This window comes from Pseudomonas sp. PLMAX, from assembly GCF_046042685.1.
Taxonomy (GTDB): domain Bacteria; phylum Pseudomonadota; class Gammaproteobacteria; order Pseudomonadales; family Pseudomonadaceae; genus Aquipseudomonas; species Aquipseudomonas putida_AE.
Map to the genome: position 1 here is coordinate 665,134 of NZ_CP064950.1, position 18,323 is coordinate 683,456.

Below are 18,323 nucleotides of genomic sequence, written 5' to 3' on the forward strand. Positions count from 1 at the left end.
GCGGTGAGTCCTTGGTGGGGTTTGTAGGACTCATTTTACGCCAAACAGTTAACCTGTCAATACATGTTAATTGTTTGGCGTTAATTTTCTGCAATTATTTACGGTTTGCGGGCAACCGGGGTCAGGCTCGGGTGAAAGCAGTGCGCACCCTTGAACTCGCCCAGGTCACGCAGGGAGCCAGGTACATACGACTCGGAGGCCTTGAGCACCTTGATAACCTGCACTTCGAAGTGAGCCGGCTCGGTGATGCCTACCTTCTCGTTGAACCGATCCATGGCGATACCTGCCTGATCGGATGTCTGAAGGTTCCCAGGCACCTGCACGCGGTAGGTGCCGGTGATGTTCAGATCCTTACACTCCAGGCGGCTCTGGGGCACCGTGGCTTCAACGTTTACGTACACGTCGACCATAGGGCTTTCCTTCTGGGCAGCCAGTGCCTGGGTGATCGCGGCGTGATCTTGAGCCAGCACAGCGTCGGCGTGCTCAACGTAATCATCAAAGGACTCGCCTTCGCCACGCGGGATGCCGTTTAACTTGTCATCTTCGCCGAACCCCTTGGCGGAAATGTACAAAGGCTCAGCTCCGATAGCGGCATGCGCTTCGTTCAGCACTTTCAGGTGATCTTGGTAGATCATCGCGTCACCGTTGTCATCCCAGGAGATCGCACCGAGGAGACGCTTCAGGATGTCCTCAAGCATGGTGGCTTTGTCGACGGTCTGCACCGGCTTGCCGTTGATCAGTGTATTAGCTGTAGCGTTCGTCATTTTTTGCCTTTCCAGAATTCGTTCGCAGGCCAAGCGGTGGCTGTGCGGGTTAAGTTCGTAGCCGATGGCTTCGCAAGCTGAATTTACTTCGTCGCGAATGTTGGCCTTGGTGTTTTTCCGATAGCCATTTTTCGATTTCCAATCCATCAAGTAATCGATGACTTTTTCGGTGTCTTCTTCATGGTGAACATAGGCACGAGCGGCGATCACAGCTACGGCTGGGTCATTCCAGAAGCGCTGCCTACCTTCGGCATCCAAGAGAGACCAGGCGGCTTTAAGGGCTGCTCTGAGGGCCCTCACTTCCTCATTCCCATCCCAGGCATCATGCTCTATGCGCATGACCGTAGCGCCGTCGATCACATCGCGCAGTATGGGAGTGCGGTGTGGTTCAACAGGGGCGAGCTTAGGCGGGTCAATCCGTTCGCCGGAACGGGTGAACGTGGTGCCGGGGAATAAGCCGGCGTCATATTCTTCTGCGGCCACGCAGCGCTTGCAAAATTCATTGTGTGCGCCGTTCGGCTCATCGTCCAAGGCGAGCAGCTCGGTGTGGCAAAGAAGACAGTTTCCACGGTCTTTATCAGTCATGCTGACGCTCCTCAACGGGTATATTCGTAGTATACCGATAAATACGAGGAGCGCAACGATTATGGCAATTTAATGCATTCGTTTAGAGCTGGACACGTCGCCACGCTTGTCATCGATCACTGGAAGGCCTTTGTAACGCTCTGCCGGCTTTCGTTTTAACCCTCCAGAATTCGTTCACAGGCCAAACGGTGGCCGTGCGGGGTTAGTTCGGTGTTGGTGACGAGGCAATACTCAGTAACGCAGTCGCTGACGTTGGACTTGTCGTTCTTAAAGCCATATTTCTTTTGCTGATCCAGCACGTGGTTGACGATGTCGTCGACGGCTTCCTCGCAGTAGGCATAAGCATGCCCGGCGATCTCAGCTACTGCTGGGTCGTTCCAGAAGCGCTGCCTGCCATGGGCATCCATGATCGCCCAGGAAGCTGTCAGGGCCGCTCTGAGGGCCTTAAGTTCCGCATTCACCTCAGGGGTTTCAGACTGCTGGGCCATCACCGTAGCGCCGTCGAACACATCGCGTAGTGTACGCGGTGGTGCAACAGGGGCTGGTTTAGGCGGGTCAATCTGTTCGCCTGATCTGGTGAACGTGACGCCGGGGAATCGGTCGAAGTCGTGATCTTCTTCAGCTACGCATCGCTTGCACGACGCATTGTGCGTGCCGTTCGGATCATCGTCCATGGCGAGCAGGTCGGTTCCGCAGCCAATGCAGTTTCCACGGTCTTTTCCAGGCATGGGTAGTGCTCCTTAATGTATTAGTTTAGAACGGGACGTCGCTAAGGCCGTCATCGATCACTGGAATACCTTTGTAGCGCTCAGCCAGCTTTTGGTTCACCCACTGCTCATAAGTAAGGTCTTCCGGGCAATCAAAGCGTGCATAGCCTGCGACCTCGATCATGCTGACGGTCTCGACGTACACCGGGCAGGGGTCTTCAGTAGCGCGGGCGACATCGGTCAGCAAGCCCATATGCTTGGCGCTGATGGTTCGGGTTTGAGGGTCGATGGCAGCCATCAGTTTGATCAGCAGGTCTCGCTCTCTCGACGATGGGCCCTTACGCGGATCGGAAGGCCGGAAATTCCAGTCCAGAGCATGCCCATCATGGTCACAATCGTCTTCTGGATCCCGTGGATACACACCGTAGTACAGGCAATCGACTTCCTGAACAGTCGCGTCAAGCACCGGGTAGGATTCGGTGTAGCCGGCCCCCAGACTACGCGTGGCGGGTTTGCCGGTAACGGCGATGGCTTGAGACAGATCCGCATCGTTCGCGATTCTGGCGGCGTCTGTGGCGCTCACAGCGCGGATCCGCTCGATGGTCACACGGACAGTGTGAAAAACATCAACGTTGAAGAGTTTCAGGGCGGCTCTCATGATCTGCATCCTTGTTTGATTGTTATGGCGGCTGGGTCACTGCTACGGGCGGATACTTCCGGTTCCATCACACTGGAGGCATCGACCTCCACGAATGTGGCTATAAGCTCGGATCAGTCCGCTACCAGCGCAACGAGGGCAGTTGCCAGTAGGGCGCTCTGTTTTGGGCCCAAACGCCTGACGAACTGCTTGCATGGCGTTGTGGTGTTCGTTCGGCCCCAGGCAATCCCAGCTCTGATTTTCAGGATCAGCAAGCTGGTTGCTCAGGGCTCCCAGGTAGGTCTTTACCAGGGGCTTGAGATCAGCAGGCACTGCACTCATCCGAACCCGCGTGATCAGGACGCGGTTCCGGTACTGGTCAAAGCTGCTGATCAGCTCGGCACTCATGATCAGCCTCGCGAGTTGCCGATGTGGCCGACGCAGTCATTGCAGACGCAGTCAGCGGAATGGAAGCTTTGCACAAACGCCAGGACTTTGCCGTCCAGTACCAGGCCGTAGCCAGTGTGGTTCGGTTTCTCGATCCATTCCTCTCTCGCAACTTCCGGCCACTTCTTCAAAACGTGGCGACCATTGTCGAGGCTTTCAACAAGCTCGTAGCCGGCTTGTTCGAGGGTCTGGCGGATTGGCTTGGCCATGGTGAGATCCTGTCCTTTGGTGTGTTCGTAGTATACCGTGAATTAAACCAAGAATTCAACATATACCATGAATTGACATGGATCTTTTTGAGCCATCCGCGCCGGTGCCGATGGCTCACGGCAGGGTGCCTAGGCCTGCTGGGGCTTGATGTGGTTCACAGTCCGGGCGTACTCGGCGAGCAGGTAGTAATCGCCAGTGTCGTTGTACTGGCGCCCGGCTTCTGCCCGGTTGCGGAATTTGAACTCGCCGAACTGCTTACCTACGGAATAAACGATGTCTCGCGGGCCAACCCACGCGAAAAACTGATCTTTTGTAACCCGCAGCCAGCCGTGTGGGGCCTGAGAGACCGGGATGCAGATGCAGATAGGTGCGTCGCACATTGGACGAGTCCTTACTTGGAGGCTGGGGTTTTAGCGGTCATACGGGGTTTTGCCGTCTGGTGGCAGGCCGCGATGGTAGCGGAAGTTAGCGGCCATTTCCCGCATCCGCATATCCGACAGAGCGTCGAACTCACGCCGATACTCTGGGTTGCAGTCACCGGTTTTTGCGTAGGCATCACGCACTTTCCGCACCTGGGCCGTTTCTTGGCTGCTGATGATCCTCATCTGATCAACCTCCGCACGACTTGTTGGGGCAGAAGATGGTGCAGACGTTTTTCACCATAAGGTGCGTGCCGCAGATTCGGCAGTAAAGCCCCGGTTTTTCTTGGCGCTCGCTCATCGCTTTTACTCCTTTCAGTAGCAGAAAAGCCAGGGAATCCCTGGCCGTTCATCTAGTGAGTATATTAACACTATACTCTGAAATGGCAAAGCGATATCACCGGTCAGCTCTTGATGACCATCAAGTTGTCCTTGGCGTATTTAACGGCTTCAGCCTTGTTCTTGAAGTCCGGGCCGTAACCACCTTTGCCATCGGCTGCGATCAACACCCAGCCATGGGATTTGTCTTTGGTGAGCGTGACTACGATCACAGGATCTGGCCCGGACTCCACACGGCCAATGACGTGTTTGCGAAGGTTTTCCGGCAGATCGAGCCAGCGGATTTTCTTGAGGCCTTGGCGATGAGCCTCGCATTCACCCCACATGCTGACACCCATGTTCGGGGACGTAGGGTTTTCGTTAAACCCCAGGTAAGGCACGTTGCGGCCCATGCGCTCTTCCCACAGTGGCCAGCCGAAGCAAACGGTGTAGCGGTCGTTCACTTCAGGGCCTGCGTCATGAACGCTCAACACGTAAGCTGGAGCCTCTTCAAGCCAGCGGGAGGTTGCACGTTTAGGGCGGTAGTTACTCATGGGGCTCTCCTAGCAAGGACAAAAAGGGATCAGTGGAAATCAGCGAGTGGCAAGTCTGGGTTTGGAGTGTAGGACTCCGGCATCAGGGCCAACAGGCCGCGCTCGAATTGTTCAAGGTCTGCCATGTCCTCTTCATGGTTCAGCCCGCCCATCCAGTTCCACTTGCCAGAATGGGGGTTCAGGAAATCACCTGATGTCCCAAGTTCGGCTGTAGCTCGCGCTACATCATCGAAGCAGCACATGATTGAGGTATCCCAAATCGAGATCCGCAGGGTGCCCAGACGGGTTTCGAGGATGTACATCCGGTGGGTGGCTTCATCAACCTGAGCGCCACATTTGCGCAGAATCGCAAGGGCGGTGGTGCGGTAAAGCTTGGTTTGCTTGGCTGTACGCTTGCGCATAACGATTACTCCTGCGCTGCGGTAGTGGAAAGCTGCGCTTCAGCTTCACGCAAGTCGTCTTCGGTCAGATCTGCCTTCGAAGGCACGCCGAAGTGGGTAACGTCGATGCGATCCAGGTCGAATCGTTCGGCGTCACGGTTTAGCACCTCGAGGACGCTGACATTGTTCTGAATGCAATCCAGAGCTTCATCAGCATCGATATCAAACTCAGCGGCTGGCATGCCGTAATGCTTCATGCCAAGGATATCGGCCAACGCCACAAAGTGGGCTGCTTGTTGGTCGAGAGACTGAGTTTGATTGGTGTTCATGAGGCTGATCTCCGGGTTGAGGGTGATCTGTAATCACCCTTGCTGGTATATTCGTAGTATACCGTGAAGTCCTAAGGACGGCAAACAATTACATTGAATTGACATCAACTTTTTGCGATTGTTTTTATGCCCCTAGGAGTGAGCGCCCGGCGCTGGATCAGCTGTAAACGTAACTCGCCTCCAGCACTGCGGCACGGTCTGCCTTGACGGAAAACTCGTACTGATCGTCCGGCAACGGTGTGCAGGTGAAGAAAGCCGATTCCGATACCAGCTTGGCGCTGAGGGCCTGTGCAGCCGGCACTCCAGTGACGACGAGGCTGGCCATGTTCATAGCCCTCGCTTCCTCGTAGTGGATCCGCACAGCGGTTTTTTCTGGCTCTGGCTCTTCGCGAGTCGACATGATCATGGCGTTGTACATGATTGTCAGGGGTGTCCGTGTATCCCGAGCGAGTAGAAGAGTATCGGGGTGGACTTCGGAAACATCGGTTTGCGGGTGGTTTTTCATGATGCCCTTCAAAAAAGCGGCGTCCACCTGCATAGCAAGGATGTCCAGACCGACTTTAAGCATTTCCTTGGTAGGGATGCCGAAAGGGTTAGGAGAAAGCTCGTCCATCGCCTGGAACACAAGCAGCGTGCTGGATCCCTCTGGGCGACCAAAGTACTGGGCAACTTCAGCCGGCGCATCGGCCTTCTTCGGCCCACCGCCAAGGCCGTCTAAGGAAGAAATGCAATCTGCTGTATGGATCAATTCAGCTGTCTTGTTGCCGGCGTCGATCATGACCTGAGTGATCTCAATATCACCAGAAATCAGAAACGCGATTGTGTGGTCGGTCATTGCAGGGTCTCACGGTCTTTGTAGGGTGGAGGATAGGATCCCCCGAATGGTTAGATCAGCGGCCAGCTCGCTGGGCCAATACGCGGCGTCCAGAGTGGTAAGCGATCATGTATTCGGTCACCGGGATGGCAGATCCACCCGGAAATTCAAGCTTGCGAACCTCACGCGTTAGAACCGCACCGGATTCGTGGGACTGGTACAGGCTGTATCCTGTGTCTCGCCAGTCACGTGTCAACGGTGGGTTGCCAAACGTGGGGATGATCTCCAGCTCGAAGCCTTCGACCACCTGCTCACCAACGGAGGGGATCCACTGCTTTACTTTAAATTTCATGGCTTGCTCCCGATAACGCGCACCAGAGGGCCCACAAGCGTGATCACAGGCGTCGTAGGGCTGTATTGGCTGTGGTGGTCGATAAATGCCTGGGGATTGCTGAAAACGGCTTCCCGGTCGGCAGGGAGCTTTACCAGCTCAGGGTTCTGCGGGCTTTTGCAGCGGTTAGCGAAATGCACAGCGCGACCGGCACACTGAGGGGCCTTGTCAGCCTGTTCGCTCCAGTCCGCACGCTCGTAGTTGACGTGCAAGTGGCACGGCATACGGATCTCGGATTCACTTTGCTGGAGAAACTCCACGGGGGTGCTGTCGCCCAGCCATCCGGGCGCACTGTTCACGCGCCATGGGCAGGCATTGCAGGGGGCTTTAAGTTCACCGCACATCGCGGGATCCTCACTGAATCAATCGGTATATTCATGGTATACCCATAGGTCGATCGCAGCAAGGGATGATGTCAATAAACTAGCTTTATTTGCGCGGGGCAGGGGATGAATCAGGAGGGGGTGGGAGGGACGACTCTTGAGGGGAATCGTCCCTCCCCGAAGGGGCTACTACAGGTAGATGTGAGGGATAAAGCGCTCGCTATCAACATCCGTCACTTCGGAGTCAAACTCCCGGAAGCAAAGTGCTGAGGCAAATGCTGGGTGTCCTGTAGCTGTGCTACGGCTACCGGAAGCCATCCAGATGCTGAGGATGAACCGGCTTTCATCGTCCATCGATCCGCTCGGGACGTAGGCCTGGTAAACACGCTCCTGGGTCATGAGATCACCACCGGTGCTCATAACCAGACCGCCTGCCTCGTCGTAGATCTCGACGTTCGAGGACTGGTAGCCCATGGCTGGCTTGGATACGTGGGACTTACCCTCGCGCAAAAAGACGTCTGGCTGCAGATAGGTGCGAATGACCGGTACGGCGCTCCAGCGGTTGCGGAAATCCTCGTCGGTCTCGTTCAAGTGCGTGAGGTAAGCCATCATGCCCTTGTGCGACAGGAACCATTTCCAGGCCGGTTCGAGGAACGCGACGTTGTCCGCCCAGGACTGCCACGCCATGAAGCCTTCCGGGAACGCGTTGAGGACTTCATCCCAGGGCAAGCAAAGGTAGATGGCGTCTAGCGTGTCATCGCTGTCTGGCAACATCCAGGGCTTGCTTGGGTTCAGGTGCTCGAAGGAAACGGAATTGCAGACGTCAAGTACGTGCGTTTCCATGTGGAAACCGAATTGCGTAGCCATGACATCAGCAAGCGTCGTGTCTTCGGTGTACTCCAGTTCGGCGATCACAGCGATACGGCGTTCTGGGCGCAGGCCATAGGAGCCCAGCGTGTCCTGCGTCAATTGAGACCAATCATTCAACTGGGGCTCGGTGGAGCCGTGGGCCAGCTGCACAAGATCATTCTGCATGCTGGTCGACTCAAACAGCAGGCCGGGGTTCTCACCGTTGAACTCGTAAATGCCGGTGATGGACTCGCTTACCGGGTCGAAAGCGACATCAAAGCGACCACACAGTGACTGGCCGACCATGCCGCGCTTGAAGAACGTGTGCTTGGCATACGGGATGAAATAGCGACCGTGCTCGCGGATCACCTGAGAATCGAAGTACTCGTGGATCAGCTCCGGAGTCTCGAACAGGCGAGTCAAGGCCTCGATCATCATCGCGTAGGCGCCTTCGGCCTGCATCTGGGCCTTCTCTACTGACTTTTTGCCCAGGCGGTAGAACGGCAGCGCGTGCTGGTTCTCCAGTTGGAAGCCGTAGATCTCGTGAAGGGACTCTTCGCTGGCCAGATCGCTTACCGTAGGAAGCTTGTCGGTTACCAGGCTTTTGAGGTCAAAAGGAACGCTGAAGTGTTGCTTGATCATCGGCTGCTGCTCCGGCCAGAGCTACGGGCTTTCTGCGGGGAACGCTTGAATACGTTGGTTTGACGCGTGGTCATTTGCTGCGCAGGCTTGTAGTTGCTAGCCGGCGCAGTCTGGGTGTAGCTGCGTGGGGTGTTCGCTGGTGGGTTGTAGGCGGGTTGCACCGCTGCCCTGGTCGGCGAGTAGTAATTGGACGTTTTGGCCGGGGCCGAGTTCACAGTCGACGAAGACGCAGGCGCAGGCGCCACAGTACGCTTGGCAGTGGCCGGCTGTGCCGTAGGCGTCGATGCCGACGAGGTACGATTGCTCGAATCATTGTCGTAACGAGGCTGGTTGCTAGAACCGTAGTTGTAGCGCTGCTGTGCCGGCTGCTGGTTACCACGGTAACGCTCGTTCGAGCGATAGTTGTTGTTACGGGATCCGCGCTCGTCATCGCGACTGAAGTACGAGTTTGCGCGGTAGGGCGGGTTGGTGGAGGCAAATTTGGACACGCCACCACTCGACACCATGTTGGCTACCAGGGCACCTACGGCCATGCCACCTAACAGAGGCCATACAGAGCTGGTTACCGACGAAGCGCCTTCGGAGTTCTTCTCCTCGCTCACGACGTGAACTACACGCTCACCGTTCTCCCCGACACCGTAGTACATGTCCTTGACGGTAGGGTCGGTGGCCTGGAGCTGAGCCAGGGACTCTTTCAGCTCAGTCTGATCCTGGGCGCCGGTGCCGGGCACGACTTCAGCATTGGTCTGGCGCAGCTCAGTCGAGAAGTCAGCGGCGGAAGACTTCGGCGGCTGAGGATCATGGGAGTTATCACAACCGGTGAGCAGGGGGGAGGAAATGGCGGCGAACAGGATCGAGCGTTTCATGGGGTGCGGACACCTTGAGTGATTGGAAGTGTTGATGTTACACATCTGGCAATACTAGAGGAACGTTTTCAGGTCATTAAAAAAGGCCACCTGGGTGGCCTTTCTTCAGAGATCTACAAGCGTCCCATCGGAGGTTATTCGCCAGCTATACGTGTTGCCGTGATGGGTGTGATCGGGCGGACAGCTATACGTGACACTGCCGTCCTTGTTGACACTGCGTGGCGCTCGGGTTGTCCCGCAAATGGGGCATTCTAGCGACGGATAGTCGGAAAGCTTGTCGTGACCAATCGCCGGAGTGCTCATTGGGCGGTAACACCGAGGCACTCGGACTTCAGGAATCCGTGCTGACCGAAGATCTCCCAGGCATGGTCGATGTCATCGGCACGGATCAGCAATTGCTGACCCACAGTCACGAAATGGAACCGGCTCATCAGCAGGATGCCCCAGTACGATTTGCGAATGGAATGCGACGAGGAGGGCGGCTGCCGTAGATCCCGGAGTGAAAAGCCAGAAAGTCTTCGTTCGTGAGGTGCTCTTCAGCGCGAAGAGTATGAACAGCGTGCGCTAGGGAGCCGGTGCTCAGCATCTGGGTCAAGGAGCCCTCACCGCGCATTGCGATGGTTTGACGGGGTGCCTTGTTGGCAGTACTGCTGACCTGGGTGTTGTTCACGACGACTTTCAAAGCTGGCTTGTTCATGGGATCTGTCTCCAAACAGTATGGCGTCAGTATACTCATAAAAAATCATCGCGCAATCAGTAAAAACAGGGTTTTTAGCAATTTAATGCCATTAATTCTGCTTATGCTTTCTGCTTGTCCATCCGGGCAACGTAACGACGGGCCTTGATGATTTGATTGCGGATAATTGTCAGGATCTTGCCGTGATTGCGCTTCGTGTCCTCTTCGACGTCCAGGGAGAAGAAAATGTTGTTTCCGAAGTGGCCGTTGTATTCAACCTCGGCGGCGCGAAGTAGTTTGGTGAGCTGGTCGCAAATGCTGTTGTTTGCCAACGGGGCTCCACCCAGGATGTCCTCGGCACGCTCGACAGCTGTGAAATCATCCATGGGGATCTCGACACAGTAAGAGCGGCGGGTGATCTCGGCCTTGAGTTTCAACAGGTCTGGGGTTTTTGGGGATTTCTTGGCCATTTCGATCTCCAGCAGAATACGGGTAAACAGTATGCTGAGAGTATACTTATTAAATAGCGGCATGCAATCAGCAAACACAGGCCTTTCGCTATAAAGTGAACATTGACGAAAAATCCGCGCTCGTCGTTTTGATTGGCCAATATTGTTGATTGAGGGTCGGCGCAGGGTCTATTATTGATCTCTCAACGTTCAATTACTGGAGATACACCAATGAGCGAAGCTCAAGAGAAACCAGCTGAAGTCCAGGCTGCCCCAGCCTTTTCGTGGGATGCCGCTGACGACGCTGAGGGTGGCGACTTCCTGAAAGACGTTACCGGGCAAGCTGCCCCGAAGGCCTGTTCCATCGACGAGCCGGATTGCGACGCTTGTCAATGACAGCCTAAGTCTTTGATTTGTAAGGCTTTTTAGATTTCTTAAACCCGCCATGTGCGGGTTTTTGTTGCCTTAAGGAGGCGCAATGAACGTAATGACTCAGTCGGATTCCGATCTGATCAGCAACTCCCTGGAGCAGTGGGCGAATCGCATCGAAACTGGTGATCCAAACCTGAGTACTGGCGACTGCAAGGCCATGGGTAAACAGGTAAAGGCACTGGGGGAGGATCAAAAGGCCTTTGTTGCTCGCCTCCGGGCGCTGGCCAGCTGCAAATTCGTCAAGCAATGATGTTTTTTATTGTCATGTATTGACAGGTTGGCAACACCTGCGTAGATTGGAACACATCGAGCGGGGTTAACCACCTTCGCTGAAGAATTTAGATTCCAGTGCCCATAGCTCAGCTGGATAGAGCATCCGCCTTCTAAGCGGATGGTCGCAGGTTCGAGTCCTGCTGGGTGCGCCAGCTTTAGTCAGCGCTTCTGTGGTGGGGGTTGGTGACGAAGTTCCTGGGTTAGCTGTTAGAGCCCAGGTCTGCGGGTGTAGTTTAGTGGTAAAACCTCAGCCTTCCAAGCTGATGTTGAGGGTTCGATTCCCTCTACCCGCTCCATATTTTGAAGCATCATGGGCTGGCCAAGCTGCAAATGGCCAGCCGGTGATGGTGGTTTGAGCGATTCACTACCCGTAAGTAGTGTGTATTCGAGAACCTCAACACGTGACGACGTGAAAGGCTAGAACGCGATTGGTATAGCGGGCAGGTTAAGCGGCAGAAATGCTGGCTGGCTGGGCCGAGGCCCTGGTTCGATTCCAGGCTACCCCTTGAGGTTCTCGAATACAGTTTCTTGTTGGGATAGCTCAGCTGGATAGAGCGGTTGCCTCCTAAGCGACAGGCCGCGAGTTCGAATCTCGCTCCTAACACCAGTTTTATCAATGACTTACGTCGTTGAATGCTTCATGAAATTTGTTGTGCCTGCTGTCCCTGCTGTGCTGTTTTTCCCTGCTCTGTTGCTGTATCTCTCTGGTTATTTTTACGCCCCTTCAGGAAACTGGCGGGGCGTTTTTTTTGTGAGCAAACAATGTCGCCTCTTGCCCCTCAAATCAAAACCCTCCTTTCGGTCAACCTCAGCGTCAACATCCACCAACAGCCTCTCGCCGTAGCCCAGGTAGAGAACTCGAAAGTGCCGATCTACTTCAACACCCATGATCCGAAGAAGATCCGCCAGGGTCTGCGGGCGAGGGCAGTGAAGATCGATGAAAAAATACTTCGCGGTATAGTGGCAATTCATTGATATTGCTATTGAATTGACATATATTGACACCCTGATTTTAAGGAGATGACGCCGTGGCGATGAACAAAACTGAGCTTGCCCAAATGGAGCATCTCAAGGCGATGCTGGCGTTGCGGCACACAGCTCCGGTTGAATATGACTTGCCAGCCCCGGCAATTGGAGATTCAGGCGAAATTCGAGGCTACCTGCCGGGCAGTGTCAGCCTTACCTACGCATGGCCAAGAAGTGCTGTCAGTGATGGATCCCGACACGGAACCTCCTTCTCAGAGTCTCAGCCACGCCTCAGTTCCCATGGCTCAAAAGCCATGCACTCTACGCGTCTCGATGCGTTGAGGGCTACACGTCACAACTTAGAACAACGGGCTGCGGAAGCCCTACGACAAATCGATATCTGGATTGCAGAAGAGGAAGCAAAGCAATGAACCCGATGAGCCTGATTACCCTGTTAAAAAACGTCATTGATGTGGCCTGGAGCACTCTGGTCTTTCGTTTCGACGCCAGTCAGCCGGGCCGCTTCTCCCGCAACGATATGGTCTTGCTGACCGGGATTCTGTTTTTGCTGGATGTCTTTACTGCCGGCAAGGGCTATTACATGGGAGTCGGCCTGCTGTTCGGCATTATCGACGTGGCCATCGTTTGGAGCCTGTGGCGTAAACACAGCGCACCGCATGCCGGTGGATTCGTCTGTCTGTTCCTGATCGCCGGCATCCTGCGGGTTGTCCTGAACTTTATGGGCATGTCCTGGGTGAGTTTCTTCCTGGGCGCGTGGACGATCTATGCCGCTTACCGCATGTACGTCGTGCCGGTAGAAGCCCCTCAGCCTGCGAAGGGCTAAAACCCAGGTTAGCTTGTCAGTTGCACGGAGAAGGCCAAGAGATTGGCCTTTTCTGCGTCTGGAGGTCTAACAGGAAGCCGGATCGTTCTTGCTCGGTGCCATGCTCCATCAACTCACCAGGACTGACGTAGCCGCCCTCTCTCGCGAGGGCGAAGGGCCGATCCACTGCTTCAGTCAAGCTGGTCAAGGCGCCAGCGTCATCGCTTCGTAGTTCCTGACACTCCGCAAAGAAGACCTCCCCAGATGAGCTGCGTACCCGTAGGTATGGCAGAGCCTCGTCATCAAAGTCATCGTCCCTCTCGATCTGGGCTCCCAGGATCTCGATAGCGCCATCAAACCGTCTGTAGTCATCCATTCGTGCGGAAAAGGTGAATGCAGTGCTCTGAGCGGCTTCCAGGGCCTTGGTGATGTTGTGCTTCCAGTCAGTCATTTTGGCTCTCCAGTCGAAGTGAGCAGGCAGTCTGCCAGATCCGAAAACATCTCCACAAGCATCTCATTTCACGGTATACGATGAATATAAATTGTCATATGGGTATAGCATCGCTATACTCACTGCAATCGCACCGTTAGCGCACATATCTAAGGAGTTTCCATGTCGAACCCACCAGCAGTATTCGATCACATCACCGCTGGTTTCATCATGAGCGAGCTGGTCGCTTGGGAGCTGCCGCTGGATGAAGATCATCCGTCCCAATCCGATGGCATCGCACGGGATTGGTTGATGGGTGGCTTGTGGCTGCTGGCTGAAGCGATCACCAACGCAATCTCGGCCTCCGGGATGGAGTGGGATGACGGTGTCTTTACTTACGAGCACTGTGAGAACAATGACGCCTCGGTCTGGCTGCCAGTCGTTGAGCGCATGTCCATTGAGGAATGGAATGATTTGGGTGGTAACAACAACCTGCCGGAGTGGCTGGTTGAGCAGGTTACCCAGACCATGAAAACGCTGGGCATCCTGTAAGAGGTATGCCCCGGCCATCGCCCCTAACTGGGGGCTTTGCATGATCCTCTGAAAGTGACTTTATTCATGGTATACAATGAATAAATATTGTCATACCGGTATAGGATCGCTATACTCTCAGAAACAACAGGGGATTCACATGCCGACCGCACTCAAGCTGAGGAACACTGATAACGGCAACAGCCGCGTCTACTACACTTCCGACGACAAGCGTCTCTACTGCTTTCAAGAGTCGTTTCGTGGCCGTTTCGAGTTGTTGGTGTGCTCCCGTGATGGTGAACCTTCGCACACGGTCTGCCATATCAGCGTTCCTCTGGACAAGCTGCCTGCAGAAGAGTGCTCGACCTCCAAGGCTTTCGTCGCCTGGTACGTCGGGCTTCAGCAACAAGCCATCGCAGATGGTGAAGCAATGAAGAATGCCCCTGAGCCCAATGGAGAGTAAGCGAAATGCACCCAACTATCGGTAAGATCAAGGCCTATCTCGAAGTCTGGTACACCAGCAACGCCGGCCTGCCAGTCCACGTTGCATCGTTTCAGATCTACCTGGGCGACAGCGAAGAGGATGCCAGGGAGCGGATCAAGCGCTTCGAAGAGCAGGGCGCAGCGTCCTGCACCGAGCCAGTCCAACATTACATCGAGTCGCTGGAGAAAAACGACTACCAGCTGAACTTCAAGACCCAACTCGCGGCGTAATCAGCGCCAGCTCGCCTAAGCCCCTTTATTGGGGCTTTCGCGGTAACGGACATCAGGGATCAACAGCATGCACACCTACGAATCGGCCATGAAAAGCTATCTCCAGATCTTGGAGCCAAACCCAGGTAAGGCTTTGCTTCTCTTCGGCAAGCTGGAGCACCGTGTGGATCGCGAGGTTCTTTTGCTGGTCAATGGCAAGGTGTGCTGGTCGATGATCAAGGTTGATGGCTCCGTCTCCATGCACGCTGATGATGTGGCCGAGTTGACCAACGATGTTTGGTACGATGGTGGCTGGTTTGGTGAGGCGAGGGCAACCAGTGCAGCCATTGAAGACCCGGTACTGATCGACATTCCACCCGTGGATTCCACAAAGGCAGCCTCTGAGTTAAGGGTTGGTGATCTGGTCGTGCGTCAGTTCGGGATACTGCGCAGGATAGAGCGAATCATTCCTTATCCTGATCGGATTTGCGTCATGTTCACCTGCAACTCGGACGCCGTCTTCTCGCCGACTGACCGCGTGAAAGTAAAGGCCCAGGCTGCTTTGAAGCGCCAGCTGTCGACCCAGGCGCCAGCAACGGCTGTCACTGAGCCGGTAACGAATGTAATCGAGGTGCGCACCAGCTCCTCCTGTAGCTGTGACGACGATTGCGAATGCCCAGGCTATGACAGCCTCACATTCACGATCAACGGCACCAGTGGGCATGGTGGAGGCGAGCTGGTTGCATCTGGCCCGCAGGGTGATGAGTTCTACGCTTGCACCTTCCTGGGCTGGACATTCAAAGCAACCGCCGCCTGTGATGCCCAAAAGCAGATTCAGGCTTACCTCAGGGCCTTCAATGGCATTCAGGTTCAAACCTTTTAACGGAGCAAGAGACATGGCCTACGTCATCAAGCGCAGCTACGGCAAAAGCAACTTCGACTATCTACACGCGTGGTGCGAAGAATGGGGCACCTCCTGCATGTTGTCGATCAAGAAGGCTCTGGTCTTTGAGACCAAACCAGAGGCTGATGCGGCAGCCGACAAGGCCCAGCGTGAGTGCAAGGGCGCTGATGGCCTACCAGCCAAAGGGGTCACCTTCTCCGCCGTCCCTGCGTAAACAGCAATAGCTCACCATAAGCCCCTTCGTTGGGGCTTTTTGGTTCGTCCGCAGGAAAGTATTTCACGGTATACAATGAATAAATATTGTCATACCAGTATAGGAACGCTATACTCACTGCAAGCAAACAAAGCCCCGCAGAGGACACAGAGCATGGCCACAACCAACCGCAACAAAGAGTTTCTTGCCGCGATCAAGCCTGAAGCCAAGGCTGAGATCATCAACAGCATCGCTGAGCATTACGGTAGAACTCCAGAGGTCATGCTTGAAGAGGTCACTGGTGCTGATGCGTATCACCTGCTGGAGTACATGGTGGAACCACAGCGCTCGAAGGCCTCTCTTCTGATGCAGCTTCACGGAATGCGCGGCTACTAGGGCTGCGACGGTTCGCCAGGTGATGACCGGAATGACGGCGTCACCTACGAATCTACGATGTCTTTATCGAATACAGAATGAAGGGGCGCCTCATGAGCCAAACACCGATCAACGTTGGCCATATGTGGTGGCGAGCACACGACCAAGCAGAAGCAGACACCATGAAGGCTGATTTGCTGGCAAAAGGCGTGATTGAGGTCAAGTTGAGCGAGCCCGACGTGACCGGCATGCTCGATGTGTTCTTCTCGCTAGATCGTGACCATGCCAATGAAATCCTTGGCTATGACGTCGGGGAAGAAGAGTGGCTAGATCCTGAATAAGCCCAAGCTGGCATTGTCAGCAACGGAGATTCGTCATTCGCGCCTGCTGGCCGTTGATGAAAGTCCAATGATCACTTTCATTTCCAAGAGGTGCTTATGCTGAATTCTCTACCGTCACTAGAACTCCCCGGTATCGTGTTGGTTGGTTGTATCTGCTTTGTGGTGGGGTTTCTTATTGGCGGTGCCGCCATGTACGCGACCTTTAAAAAGGAACAGCGCAGTCAATTCTAAGCCCTTACCGGCAATTATCCTCTGGCCCCTTCACTGGGGCATTGTCGGTAAAAGACCCAGCGACACGGAGAGCAAGAAGATGGTTAAAAGCGTTGAACAAGCCAAGGAGCAGGTCAAGGAAGCTCAGCGAGTACTGATCGCCGCCGTGCGTTGGGCGTACCCTGAGGGCACCAAAGTGCTGGTGAAACGTGGCGAATCCAAGCTACGCATCAAAGTCACTGGGCACCATTCACAGACCGGAGAGAATGCCGGCGTGATCAACGGTGTCGACATGGATTCGGGTAAAAGTCGAACGTTCCATGACTCGAACGTTATTGAATTATTGCCCGAATAACCCAGGCATCAACCTCAAGCCCCTTCAATGGGGCTGAGTCAGTACAGAACACCGCCAGAGAGCTACCGATATGAGCGCCAGCCAGACCGTTTCAGACCAGATCGATCAACAGATCGACCAACTAGTTGCAGAGAATGCTCTGTTTGTAGGAAATCATTCTGGCGGGAAGGATTCGCACGCGATGTTGATTCGCCTGATCAAGCGAGTGCCAGCAAAGCAGCTGATTATTGTGCATGCTTCGCTGGGTGAAATGGAATGGCCTGGGGCGATGGAGCTGGCTCGGGATCAAGCAGCGGCAGCCGGTCTGCCGTTCATCGTGGCCACAGCAACCAAAACGTTGCTGGAAATGGTTGAACGTCGCTTTGAAAGTCGTCCAGAAGTCCCGAGCTGGCCATCGGCATCGACTCGTCAATGCACCAGCGACCTGAAGCGTGGCCCGATCCAGCGCGAAGTGCGCCGCTACGCCAAGGCCAACGGTTTTAAGGTGATCGTGAACTGCCTAGGCCTGCGGGCCCAGGAATCCCCAGGTCGTGCCAAGCGTGTGCCGTTCCGCCTCAATGAGCGCGACTCCAACAGCGTCAACACGTGGTATGAGTGGCTGCCGATTCACAACCTTTCGACGCCTGAGGTATTCGGCATCATCGAGGACGCCGGGCAAAAGCCGCACTGGGCTTATGCTGAGGGCAATGACCGCCTGAGCTGCCTGTTCTGCATCATGGCCAACAAGCACGACCTGAAGAACGGACGTAAGCAAAACCCGGAGCTGTTCGACAAGTACGTGGCCCTTGAGCAGCGCACCGGGTACACCATGCACATGAGTCGTATCTCGCTCTTAGAGCTGACGGCTTAAAGCCCAGCCCCTTCATTGGGGCTCTGGTACTAATTCATGGTATACAATGAATATATATTGCCGATAGGGTATAGCATTGCTATACTCTTTAAAACGGCAGCCACTTCTAGGCTTGCCCAGGTAAGCGTCAAGGAGTGGTACACATGAAAGCAGCCATCCGCATCGAAAGCCGTCTGACCACTCGCTACGTCCTGGGCTATGCCCACTTGGACGACTGGGCCCAGGTGTGCGATGCGCGTAAAACCGCACCACGCGTGGTTGCTGCCCCTGCTGAGGAAGAGGCATCGGATGGCGGCTCGTCAGCACACCTTGTCGTGTTGAGCCCTGCTGGACTGGTTGCCGCTCGCAAGAGCTATCGTCGCGTAACTGGTCGTAACGGTGTGAGCTTCACCAACTGGATGAATCGTGCCATCGCCAACAGCTTCTCCGGTGGCGGCTGCGGTCATGAGTACGATTGCTGCGGATGCGCCAGCTACTACGCTGAAGCCCATCGAACCAAACGCCGGGAGTTCTCCGTGGTCGTGCGTCAATCGTTCAACTACTGATCGATCTCAAGCCCCTATACTGGGGGCTTTCCCGCTATCAAA

33 protein-coding genes and 3 tRNA genes are annotated in these 18,323 nt (G+C 55.0%); 18 read left to right on the forward strand and 18 right to left on the reverse strand.

The genetic code is table 11. The features are described 5' to 3' along the window. Window positions 1–98 precede the first annotated feature (98 nt). The 17 genes from DKB71_RS36025 to DKB71_RS36105 all read right to left on the reverse strand — a co-directional run bounded on the left by DKB71_RS36025 (window position 99) and on the right by DKB71_RS36105 (window position 10,381). Entirely contained in the window at window positions 99–1,349 is a 1,251-nt protein-coding gene (locus DKB71_RS36025; protein ID WP_408601382.1) for a hypothetical protein, read from the reverse strand. A 155-nt stretch (window positions 1,350–1,504) separates the two neighbouring features. After that, the gene (locus DKB71_RS36030; RefSeq protein ID WP_408601383.1) at window positions 1,505–2,077 is read right to left on the reverse strand and encodes a hypothetical protein; all 573 of its coding nucleotides are present in this window, start codon (window positions 2,075–2,077) and stop codon (window positions 1,505–1,507) included. Window positions 2,078–2,102: 25 nt separating this feature from the next. Next, complete coding sequence (locus DKB71_RS36035) at window positions 2,103–2,714, reverse strand: hypothetical protein (protein WP_408601384.1); 612 nt, start codon at window positions 2,712–2,714, stop codon at window positions 2,103–2,105. 389 nt (window positions 2,715–3,103) lie between these two features. Beyond that, window positions 3,104–3,349 carry a hypothetical protein gene (locus DKB71_RS36040; RefSeq protein ID WP_408601385.1) on the reverse strand — a complete coding sequence of 82 codons (246 nt, stop codon included), beginning with the start codon at window positions 3,347–3,349 and terminating at the stop codon, window positions 3,104–3,106. 129 nt (window positions 3,350–3,478) lie between these two features. Next, window positions 3,479–3,730: a hypothetical protein gene (locus DKB71_RS36045; RefSeq protein WP_408601386.1), complete on the reverse strand. Its 252-nt coding sequence runs from the start codon at window positions 3,728–3,730 to the stop codon at window positions 3,479–3,481. 30 nt (window positions 3,731–3,760) lie between these two features. Continuing rightward, a complete protein-coding gene (locus DKB71_RS36050) occupies window positions 3,761–3,955 on the reverse strand; it encodes a hypothetical protein (protein WP_408601387.1) in 195 nt (64 codons plus the stop codon). A gap of 218 nt (window positions 3,956–4,173) precedes the next feature. Continuing rightward, a complete protein-coding gene (locus tag DKB71_RS36055) occupies window positions 4,174–4,641 on the reverse strand; it encodes a hypothetical protein (RefSeq protein WP_408601388.1) in 468 nt (155 codons plus the stop codon). Between the two features lie 29 nt (window positions 4,642–4,670). After that, a complete protein-coding gene (locus tag DKB71_RS36060; protein ID WP_408601389.1) occupies window positions 4,671–5,042 on the reverse strand; it encodes a hypothetical protein in 372 nt (123 codons plus the stop codon). A 5-nt stretch (window positions 5,043–5,047) separates the two neighbouring features. Continuing rightward, a complete protein-coding gene (locus DKB71_RS36065; RefSeq protein WP_408601390.1) occupies window positions 5,048–5,350 on the reverse strand; it encodes a hypothetical protein in 303 nt (100 codons plus the stop codon). A gap of 157 nt (window positions 5,351–5,507) precedes the next feature. Continuing rightward, on the reverse strand, window positions 5,508–6,185 hold the full coding sequence (locus DKB71_RS36070; protein ID WP_408601391.1) for a hypothetical protein: 678 nt from the start codon (window positions 6,183–6,185) through the stop codon (window positions 5,508–5,510). 55 nt (window positions 6,186–6,240) lie between these two features. Then, complete coding sequence (locus DKB71_RS36075; RefSeq protein ID WP_408601392.1) at window positions 6,241–6,516, reverse strand: hypothetical protein; 276 nt, start codon at window positions 6,514–6,516, stop codon at window positions 6,241–6,243. After that, window positions 6,513–6,899, reverse strand: a complete 387-nt coding sequence (locus DKB71_RS36080) for a hypothetical protein (protein ID WP_408601393.1) — start codon at window positions 6,897–6,899, stop codon at window positions 6,513–6,515. Before DKB71_RS36080 ends, DKB71_RS36075 begins: the two co-directional genes overlap by 4 nt. A 168-nt stretch (window positions 6,900–7,067) precedes the next feature. Next, window positions 7,068–8,369 carry a glutathionylspermidine synthase family protein gene (locus DKB71_RS36085; protein WP_408601394.1) on the reverse strand — a complete coding sequence of 434 codons (1,302 nt, stop codon included), beginning with the start codon at window positions 8,367–8,369 and terminating at the stop codon, window positions 7,068–7,070. Continuing rightward, the gene (locus DKB71_RS36090) at window positions 8,366–9,235 is read right to left on the reverse strand and encodes a hypothetical protein (protein WP_408601395.1); all 870 of its coding nucleotides are present in this window, start codon (window positions 9,233–9,235) and stop codon (window positions 8,366–8,368) included. The genes DKB71_RS36085 and DKB71_RS36090 overlap by 4 nt, the downstream gene beginning before the upstream one ends. A gap of 299 nt (window positions 9,236–9,534) precedes the next feature. Next, complete coding sequence (locus DKB71_RS36095) at window positions 9,535–9,666, reverse strand: hypothetical protein (RefSeq protein ID WP_408601396.1); 132 nt, start codon at window positions 9,664–9,666, stop codon at window positions 9,535–9,537. Beyond that, window positions 9,666–9,932 (reverse strand): hypothetical protein, encoded by a 267-nt coding sequence (locus tag DKB71_RS36100; protein ID WP_408601397.1) that lies wholly within the window; start codon window positions 9,930–9,932, stop codon window positions 9,666–9,668. Before DKB71_RS36100 ends, DKB71_RS36095 begins: the two co-directional genes overlap by 1 nt. Before the next feature lie 101 nt (window positions 9,933–10,033). Then, on the reverse strand, window positions 10,034–10,381 hold the full coding sequence (locus DKB71_RS36105) for a hypothetical protein (RefSeq protein WP_408601398.1): 348 nt from the start codon (window positions 10,379–10,381) through the stop codon (window positions 10,034–10,036). 210 nt (window positions 10,382–10,591) lie between these two features. Here DKB71_RS36105 and DKB71_RS36110 point away from each other — a divergent pair, with 210 nt between their 5' ends. From DKB71_RS36110 to DKB71_RS36145, 8 genes are all read left to right on the forward strand, one after another. After that, complete coding sequence (locus DKB71_RS36110; RefSeq protein ID WP_408601399.1) at window positions 10,592–10,756, forward strand: hypothetical protein; 165 nt, start codon at window positions 10,592–10,594, stop codon at window positions 10,754–10,756. Window positions 10,757–10,838: 82 nt separating this feature from the next. Continuing rightward, window positions 10,839–11,042, forward strand: a complete 204-nt coding sequence (locus DKB71_RS36115; RefSeq protein WP_408601400.1) for a hypothetical protein — start codon at window positions 10,839–10,841, stop codon at window positions 11,040–11,042. Between the two features lie 98 nt (window positions 11,043–11,140). Then, window positions 11,141–11,217, forward strand: a tRNA-Arg gene (locus tag DKB71_RS36120). A 70-nt stretch (window positions 11,218–11,287) separates the two neighbouring features. Then, window positions 11,288–11,361: transfer RNA gene (locus DKB71_RS36125), tRNA-Gly, on the forward strand. 234 nt (window positions 11,362–11,595) lie between these two features. Further along, window positions 11,596–11,672: transfer RNA gene (locus DKB71_RS36130), tRNA-Arg, on the forward strand. Window positions 11,673–11,827: 155 nt separating this feature from the next. Next, entirely contained in the window at window positions 11,828–12,040 is a 213-nt protein-coding gene (locus tag DKB71_RS36135; RefSeq protein WP_408601401.1) for a hypothetical protein, read from the forward strand. A gap of 53 nt (window positions 12,041–12,093) precedes the next feature. After that, window positions 12,094–12,462: a hypothetical protein gene (locus DKB71_RS36140; RefSeq protein WP_408601402.1), complete on the forward strand. Its 369-nt coding sequence runs from the start codon at window positions 12,094–12,096 to the stop codon at window positions 12,460–12,462. Then, a complete protein-coding gene (locus DKB71_RS36145; RefSeq protein ID WP_408601403.1) occupies window positions 12,459–12,875 on the forward strand; it encodes a hypothetical protein in 417 nt (138 codons plus the stop codon). The genes DKB71_RS36140 and DKB71_RS36145 overlap by 4 nt, the downstream gene beginning before the upstream one ends. Before the next feature lie 16 nt (window positions 12,876–12,891). Here DKB71_RS36145 and DKB71_RS36150 read toward each other — a convergent pair whose 3' ends face one another. Further along, complete coding sequence (locus DKB71_RS36150) at window positions 12,892–13,305, reverse strand: hypothetical protein (RefSeq protein WP_408601404.1); 414 nt, start codon at window positions 13,303–13,305, stop codon at window positions 12,892–12,894. A 162-nt stretch (window positions 13,306–13,467) separates the two neighbouring features. On the opposite strand from DKB71_RS36150, the gene DKB71_RS36155 reads away from it, so the two are divergent. From DKB71_RS36155 to DKB71_RS36200, 10 genes are all read left to right on the forward strand, one after another. Beyond that, window positions 13,468–13,836 carry a hypothetical protein gene (locus tag DKB71_RS36155; RefSeq protein ID WP_408601405.1) on the forward strand — a complete coding sequence of 123 codons (369 nt, stop codon included), beginning with the start codon at window positions 13,468–13,470 and terminating at the stop codon, window positions 13,834–13,836. A gap of 139 nt (window positions 13,837–13,975) precedes the next feature. Beyond that, window positions 13,976–14,278: a hypothetical protein gene (locus DKB71_RS36160; RefSeq protein ID WP_408601406.1), complete on the forward strand. Its 303-nt coding sequence runs from the start codon at window positions 13,976–13,978 to the stop codon at window positions 14,276–14,278. Between the two features lie 5 nt (window positions 14,279–14,283). Then, window positions 14,284–14,529, forward strand: coding sequence for a hypothetical protein (locus tag DKB71_RS36165; RefSeq protein ID WP_408601407.1), 246 nt, complete (start codon window positions 14,284–14,286; stop codon window positions 14,527–14,529). A 67-nt stretch (window positions 14,530–14,596) separates the two neighbouring features. Then, on the forward strand, window positions 14,597–15,391 hold the full coding sequence (locus DKB71_RS36170; RefSeq protein WP_408601408.1) for a hypothetical protein: 795 nt from the start codon (window positions 14,597–14,599) through the stop codon (window positions 15,389–15,391). Window positions 15,392–15,404: 13 nt separating this feature from the next. After that, window positions 15,405–15,626: a hypothetical protein gene (locus DKB71_RS36175; RefSeq protein WP_408601409.1), complete on the forward strand. Its 222-nt coding sequence runs from the start codon at window positions 15,405–15,407 to the stop codon at window positions 15,624–15,626. A 153-nt stretch (window positions 15,627–15,779) separates the two neighbouring features. After that, window positions 15,780–16,001 (forward strand): hypothetical protein, encoded by a 222-nt coding sequence (locus tag DKB71_RS36180; protein ID WP_408601410.1) that lies wholly within the window; start codon window positions 15,780–15,782, stop codon window positions 15,999–16,001. Between the two features lie 92 nt (window positions 16,002–16,093). Continuing rightward, window positions 16,094–16,321, forward strand: coding sequence for a hypothetical protein (locus DKB71_RS36185; RefSeq protein ID WP_408601411.1), 228 nt, complete (start codon window positions 16,094–16,096; stop codon window positions 16,319–16,321). Between the two features lie 310 nt (window positions 16,322–16,631). Beyond that, window positions 16,632–16,886 carry a hypothetical protein gene (locus tag DKB71_RS36190; protein WP_408601412.1) on the forward strand — a complete coding sequence of 85 codons (255 nt, stop codon included), beginning with the start codon at window positions 16,632–16,634 and terminating at the stop codon, window positions 16,884–16,886. A 70-nt stretch (window positions 16,887–16,956) separates the two neighbouring features. Then, window positions 16,957–17,736, forward strand: a complete 780-nt coding sequence (locus DKB71_RS36195) for a phosphoadenosine phosphosulfate reductase family protein (RefSeq protein ID WP_408601413.1) — start codon at window positions 16,957–16,959, stop codon at window positions 17,734–17,736. Window positions 17,737–17,879: 143 nt separating this feature from the next. Continuing rightward, window positions 17,880–18,281 carry a hypothetical protein gene (locus DKB71_RS36200; RefSeq protein WP_408601414.1) on the forward strand — a complete coding sequence of 134 codons (402 nt, stop codon included), beginning with the start codon at window positions 17,880–17,882 and terminating at the stop codon, window positions 18,279–18,281. Window positions 18,282–18,323 lie beyond the last annotated feature (42 nt).

Coding starts and splice junctions, on each gene's coding strand:
- DKB71_RS36025 (WP_408601382.1), bottom strand. CDS start 1,349: ATGACTGATAAAGACCGTGGAAACTGTCTTCTTTGCCACACCGAGCTG.
- DKB71_RS36030 (WP_408601383.1), bottom strand. CDS start 2,077: ATGCCTGGAAAAGACCGTGGAAACTGCATTGGCTGCGGAACCGACCTG.
- DKB71_RS36035 (WP_408601384.1), bottom strand. CDS start 2,714: ATGAGAGCCGCCCTGAAACTCTTCAACGTTGATGTTTTTCACACTGTC.
- DKB71_RS36040 (WP_408601385.1), bottom strand. CDS start 3,349: ATGGCCAAGCCAATCCGCCAGACCCTCGAACAAGCCGGCTACGAGCTT.
- DKB71_RS36045 (WP_408601386.1), bottom strand. CDS start 3,730: ATGTGCGACGCACCTATCTGCATCTGCATCCCGGTCTCTCAGGCCCCA.
- DKB71_RS36050 (WP_408601387.1), bottom strand. CDS start 3,955: ATGAGGATCATCAGCAGCCAAGAAACGGCCCAGGTGCGGAAAGTGCGT.
- DKB71_RS36055 (WP_408601388.1), bottom strand. CDS start 4,641: ATGAGTAACTACCGCCCTAAACGTGCAACCTCCCGCTGGCTTGAAGAG.
- DKB71_RS36060 (WP_408601389.1), bottom strand. CDS start 5,042: ATGCGCAAGCGTACAGCCAAGCAAACCAAGCTTTACCGCACCACCGCC.
- DKB71_RS36065 (WP_408601390.1), bottom strand. CDS start 5,350: ATGAACACCAATCAAACTCAGTCTCTCGACCAACAAGCAGCCCACTTT.
- DKB71_RS36070 (WP_408601391.1), bottom strand. CDS start 6,185: ATGACCGACCACACAATCGCGTTTCTGATTTCTGGTGATATTGAGATC.
- DKB71_RS36075 (WP_408601392.1), bottom strand. CDS start 6,516: ATGAAATTTAAAGTAAAGCAGTGGATCCCCTCCGTTGGTGAGCAGGTG.
- DKB71_RS36080 (WP_408601393.1), bottom strand. CDS start 6,899: ATGTGCGGTGAACTTAAAGCCCCCTGCAATGCCTGCCCATGGCGCGTG.
- DKB71_RS36085 (WP_408601394.1), bottom strand. CDS start 8,369: ATGATCAAGCAACACTTCAGCGTTCCTTTTGACCTCAAAAGCCTGGTA.
- DKB71_RS36090 (WP_408601395.1), bottom strand. CDS start 9,235: ATGAAACGCTCGATCCTGTTCGCCGCCATTTCCTCCCCCCTGCTCACC.
- DKB71_RS36095 (WP_408601396.1), bottom strand. CDS start 9,666: ATGAGCCGGTTCCATTTCGTGACTGTGGGTCAGCAATTGCTGATCCGT.
- DKB71_RS36100 (WP_408601397.1), bottom strand. CDS start 9,932: ATGAACAAGCCAGCTTTGAAAGTCGTCGTGAACAACACCCAGGTCAGC.
- DKB71_RS36105 (WP_408601398.1), bottom strand. CDS start 10,381: ATGGCCAAGAAATCCCCAAAAACCCCAGACCTGTTGAAACTCAAGGCC.
- DKB71_RS36110 (WP_408601399.1), top strand. CDS start 10,592: ATGAGCGAAGCTCAAGAGAAACCAGCTGAAGTCCAGGCTGCCCCAGCC.
- DKB71_RS36115 (WP_408601400.1), top strand. CDS start 10,839: ATGAACGTAATGACTCAGTCGGATTCCGATCTGATCAGCAACTCCCTG.
- DKB71_RS36135 (WP_408601401.1), top strand. CDS start 11,828: ATGTCGCCTCTTGCCCCTCAAATCAAAACCCTCCTTTCGGTCAACCTC.
- DKB71_RS36145 (WP_408601403.1), top strand. CDS start 12,459: ATGAACCCGATGAGCCTGATTACCCTGTTAAAAAACGTCATTGATGTG.
- DKB71_RS36150 (WP_408601404.1), bottom strand. CDS start 13,305: ATGACTGACTGGAAGCACAACATCACCAAGGCCCTGGAAGCCGCTCAG.
- DKB71_RS36155 (WP_408601405.1), top strand. CDS start 13,468: ATGTCGAACCCACCAGCAGTATTCGATCACATCACCGCTGGTTTCATC.
- DKB71_RS36160 (WP_408601406.1), top strand. CDS start 13,976: ATGCCGACCGCACTCAAGCTGAGGAACACTGATAACGGCAACAGCCGC.
- DKB71_RS36165 (WP_408601407.1), top strand. CDS start 14,284: ATGCACCCAACTATCGGTAAGATCAAGGCCTATCTCGAAGTCTGGTAC.
- DKB71_RS36170 (WP_408601408.1), top strand. CDS start 14,597: ATGCACACCTACGAATCGGCCATGAAAAGCTATCTCCAGATCTTGGAG.
- DKB71_RS36175 (WP_408601409.1), top strand. CDS start 15,405: ATGGCCTACGTCATCAAGCGCAGCTACGGCAAAAGCAACTTCGACTAT.
- DKB71_RS36180 (WP_408601410.1), top strand. CDS start 15,780: ATGGCCACAACCAACCGCAACAAAGAGTTTCTTGCCGCGATCAAGCCT.
- DKB71_RS36185 (WP_408601411.1), top strand. CDS start 16,094: ATGAGCCAAACACCGATCAACGTTGGCCATATGTGGTGGCGAGCACAC.
- DKB71_RS36190 (WP_408601412.1), top strand. CDS start 16,632: ATGGTTAAAAGCGTTGAACAAGCCAAGGAGCAGGTCAAGGAAGCTCAG.
- DKB71_RS36195 (WP_408601413.1), top strand. CDS start 16,957: ATGAGCGCCAGCCAGACCGTTTCAGACCAGATCGATCAACAGATCGAC.
- DKB71_RS36200 (WP_408601414.1), top strand. CDS start 17,880: ATGAAAGCAGCCATCCGCATCGAAAGCCGTCTGACCACTCGCTACGTC.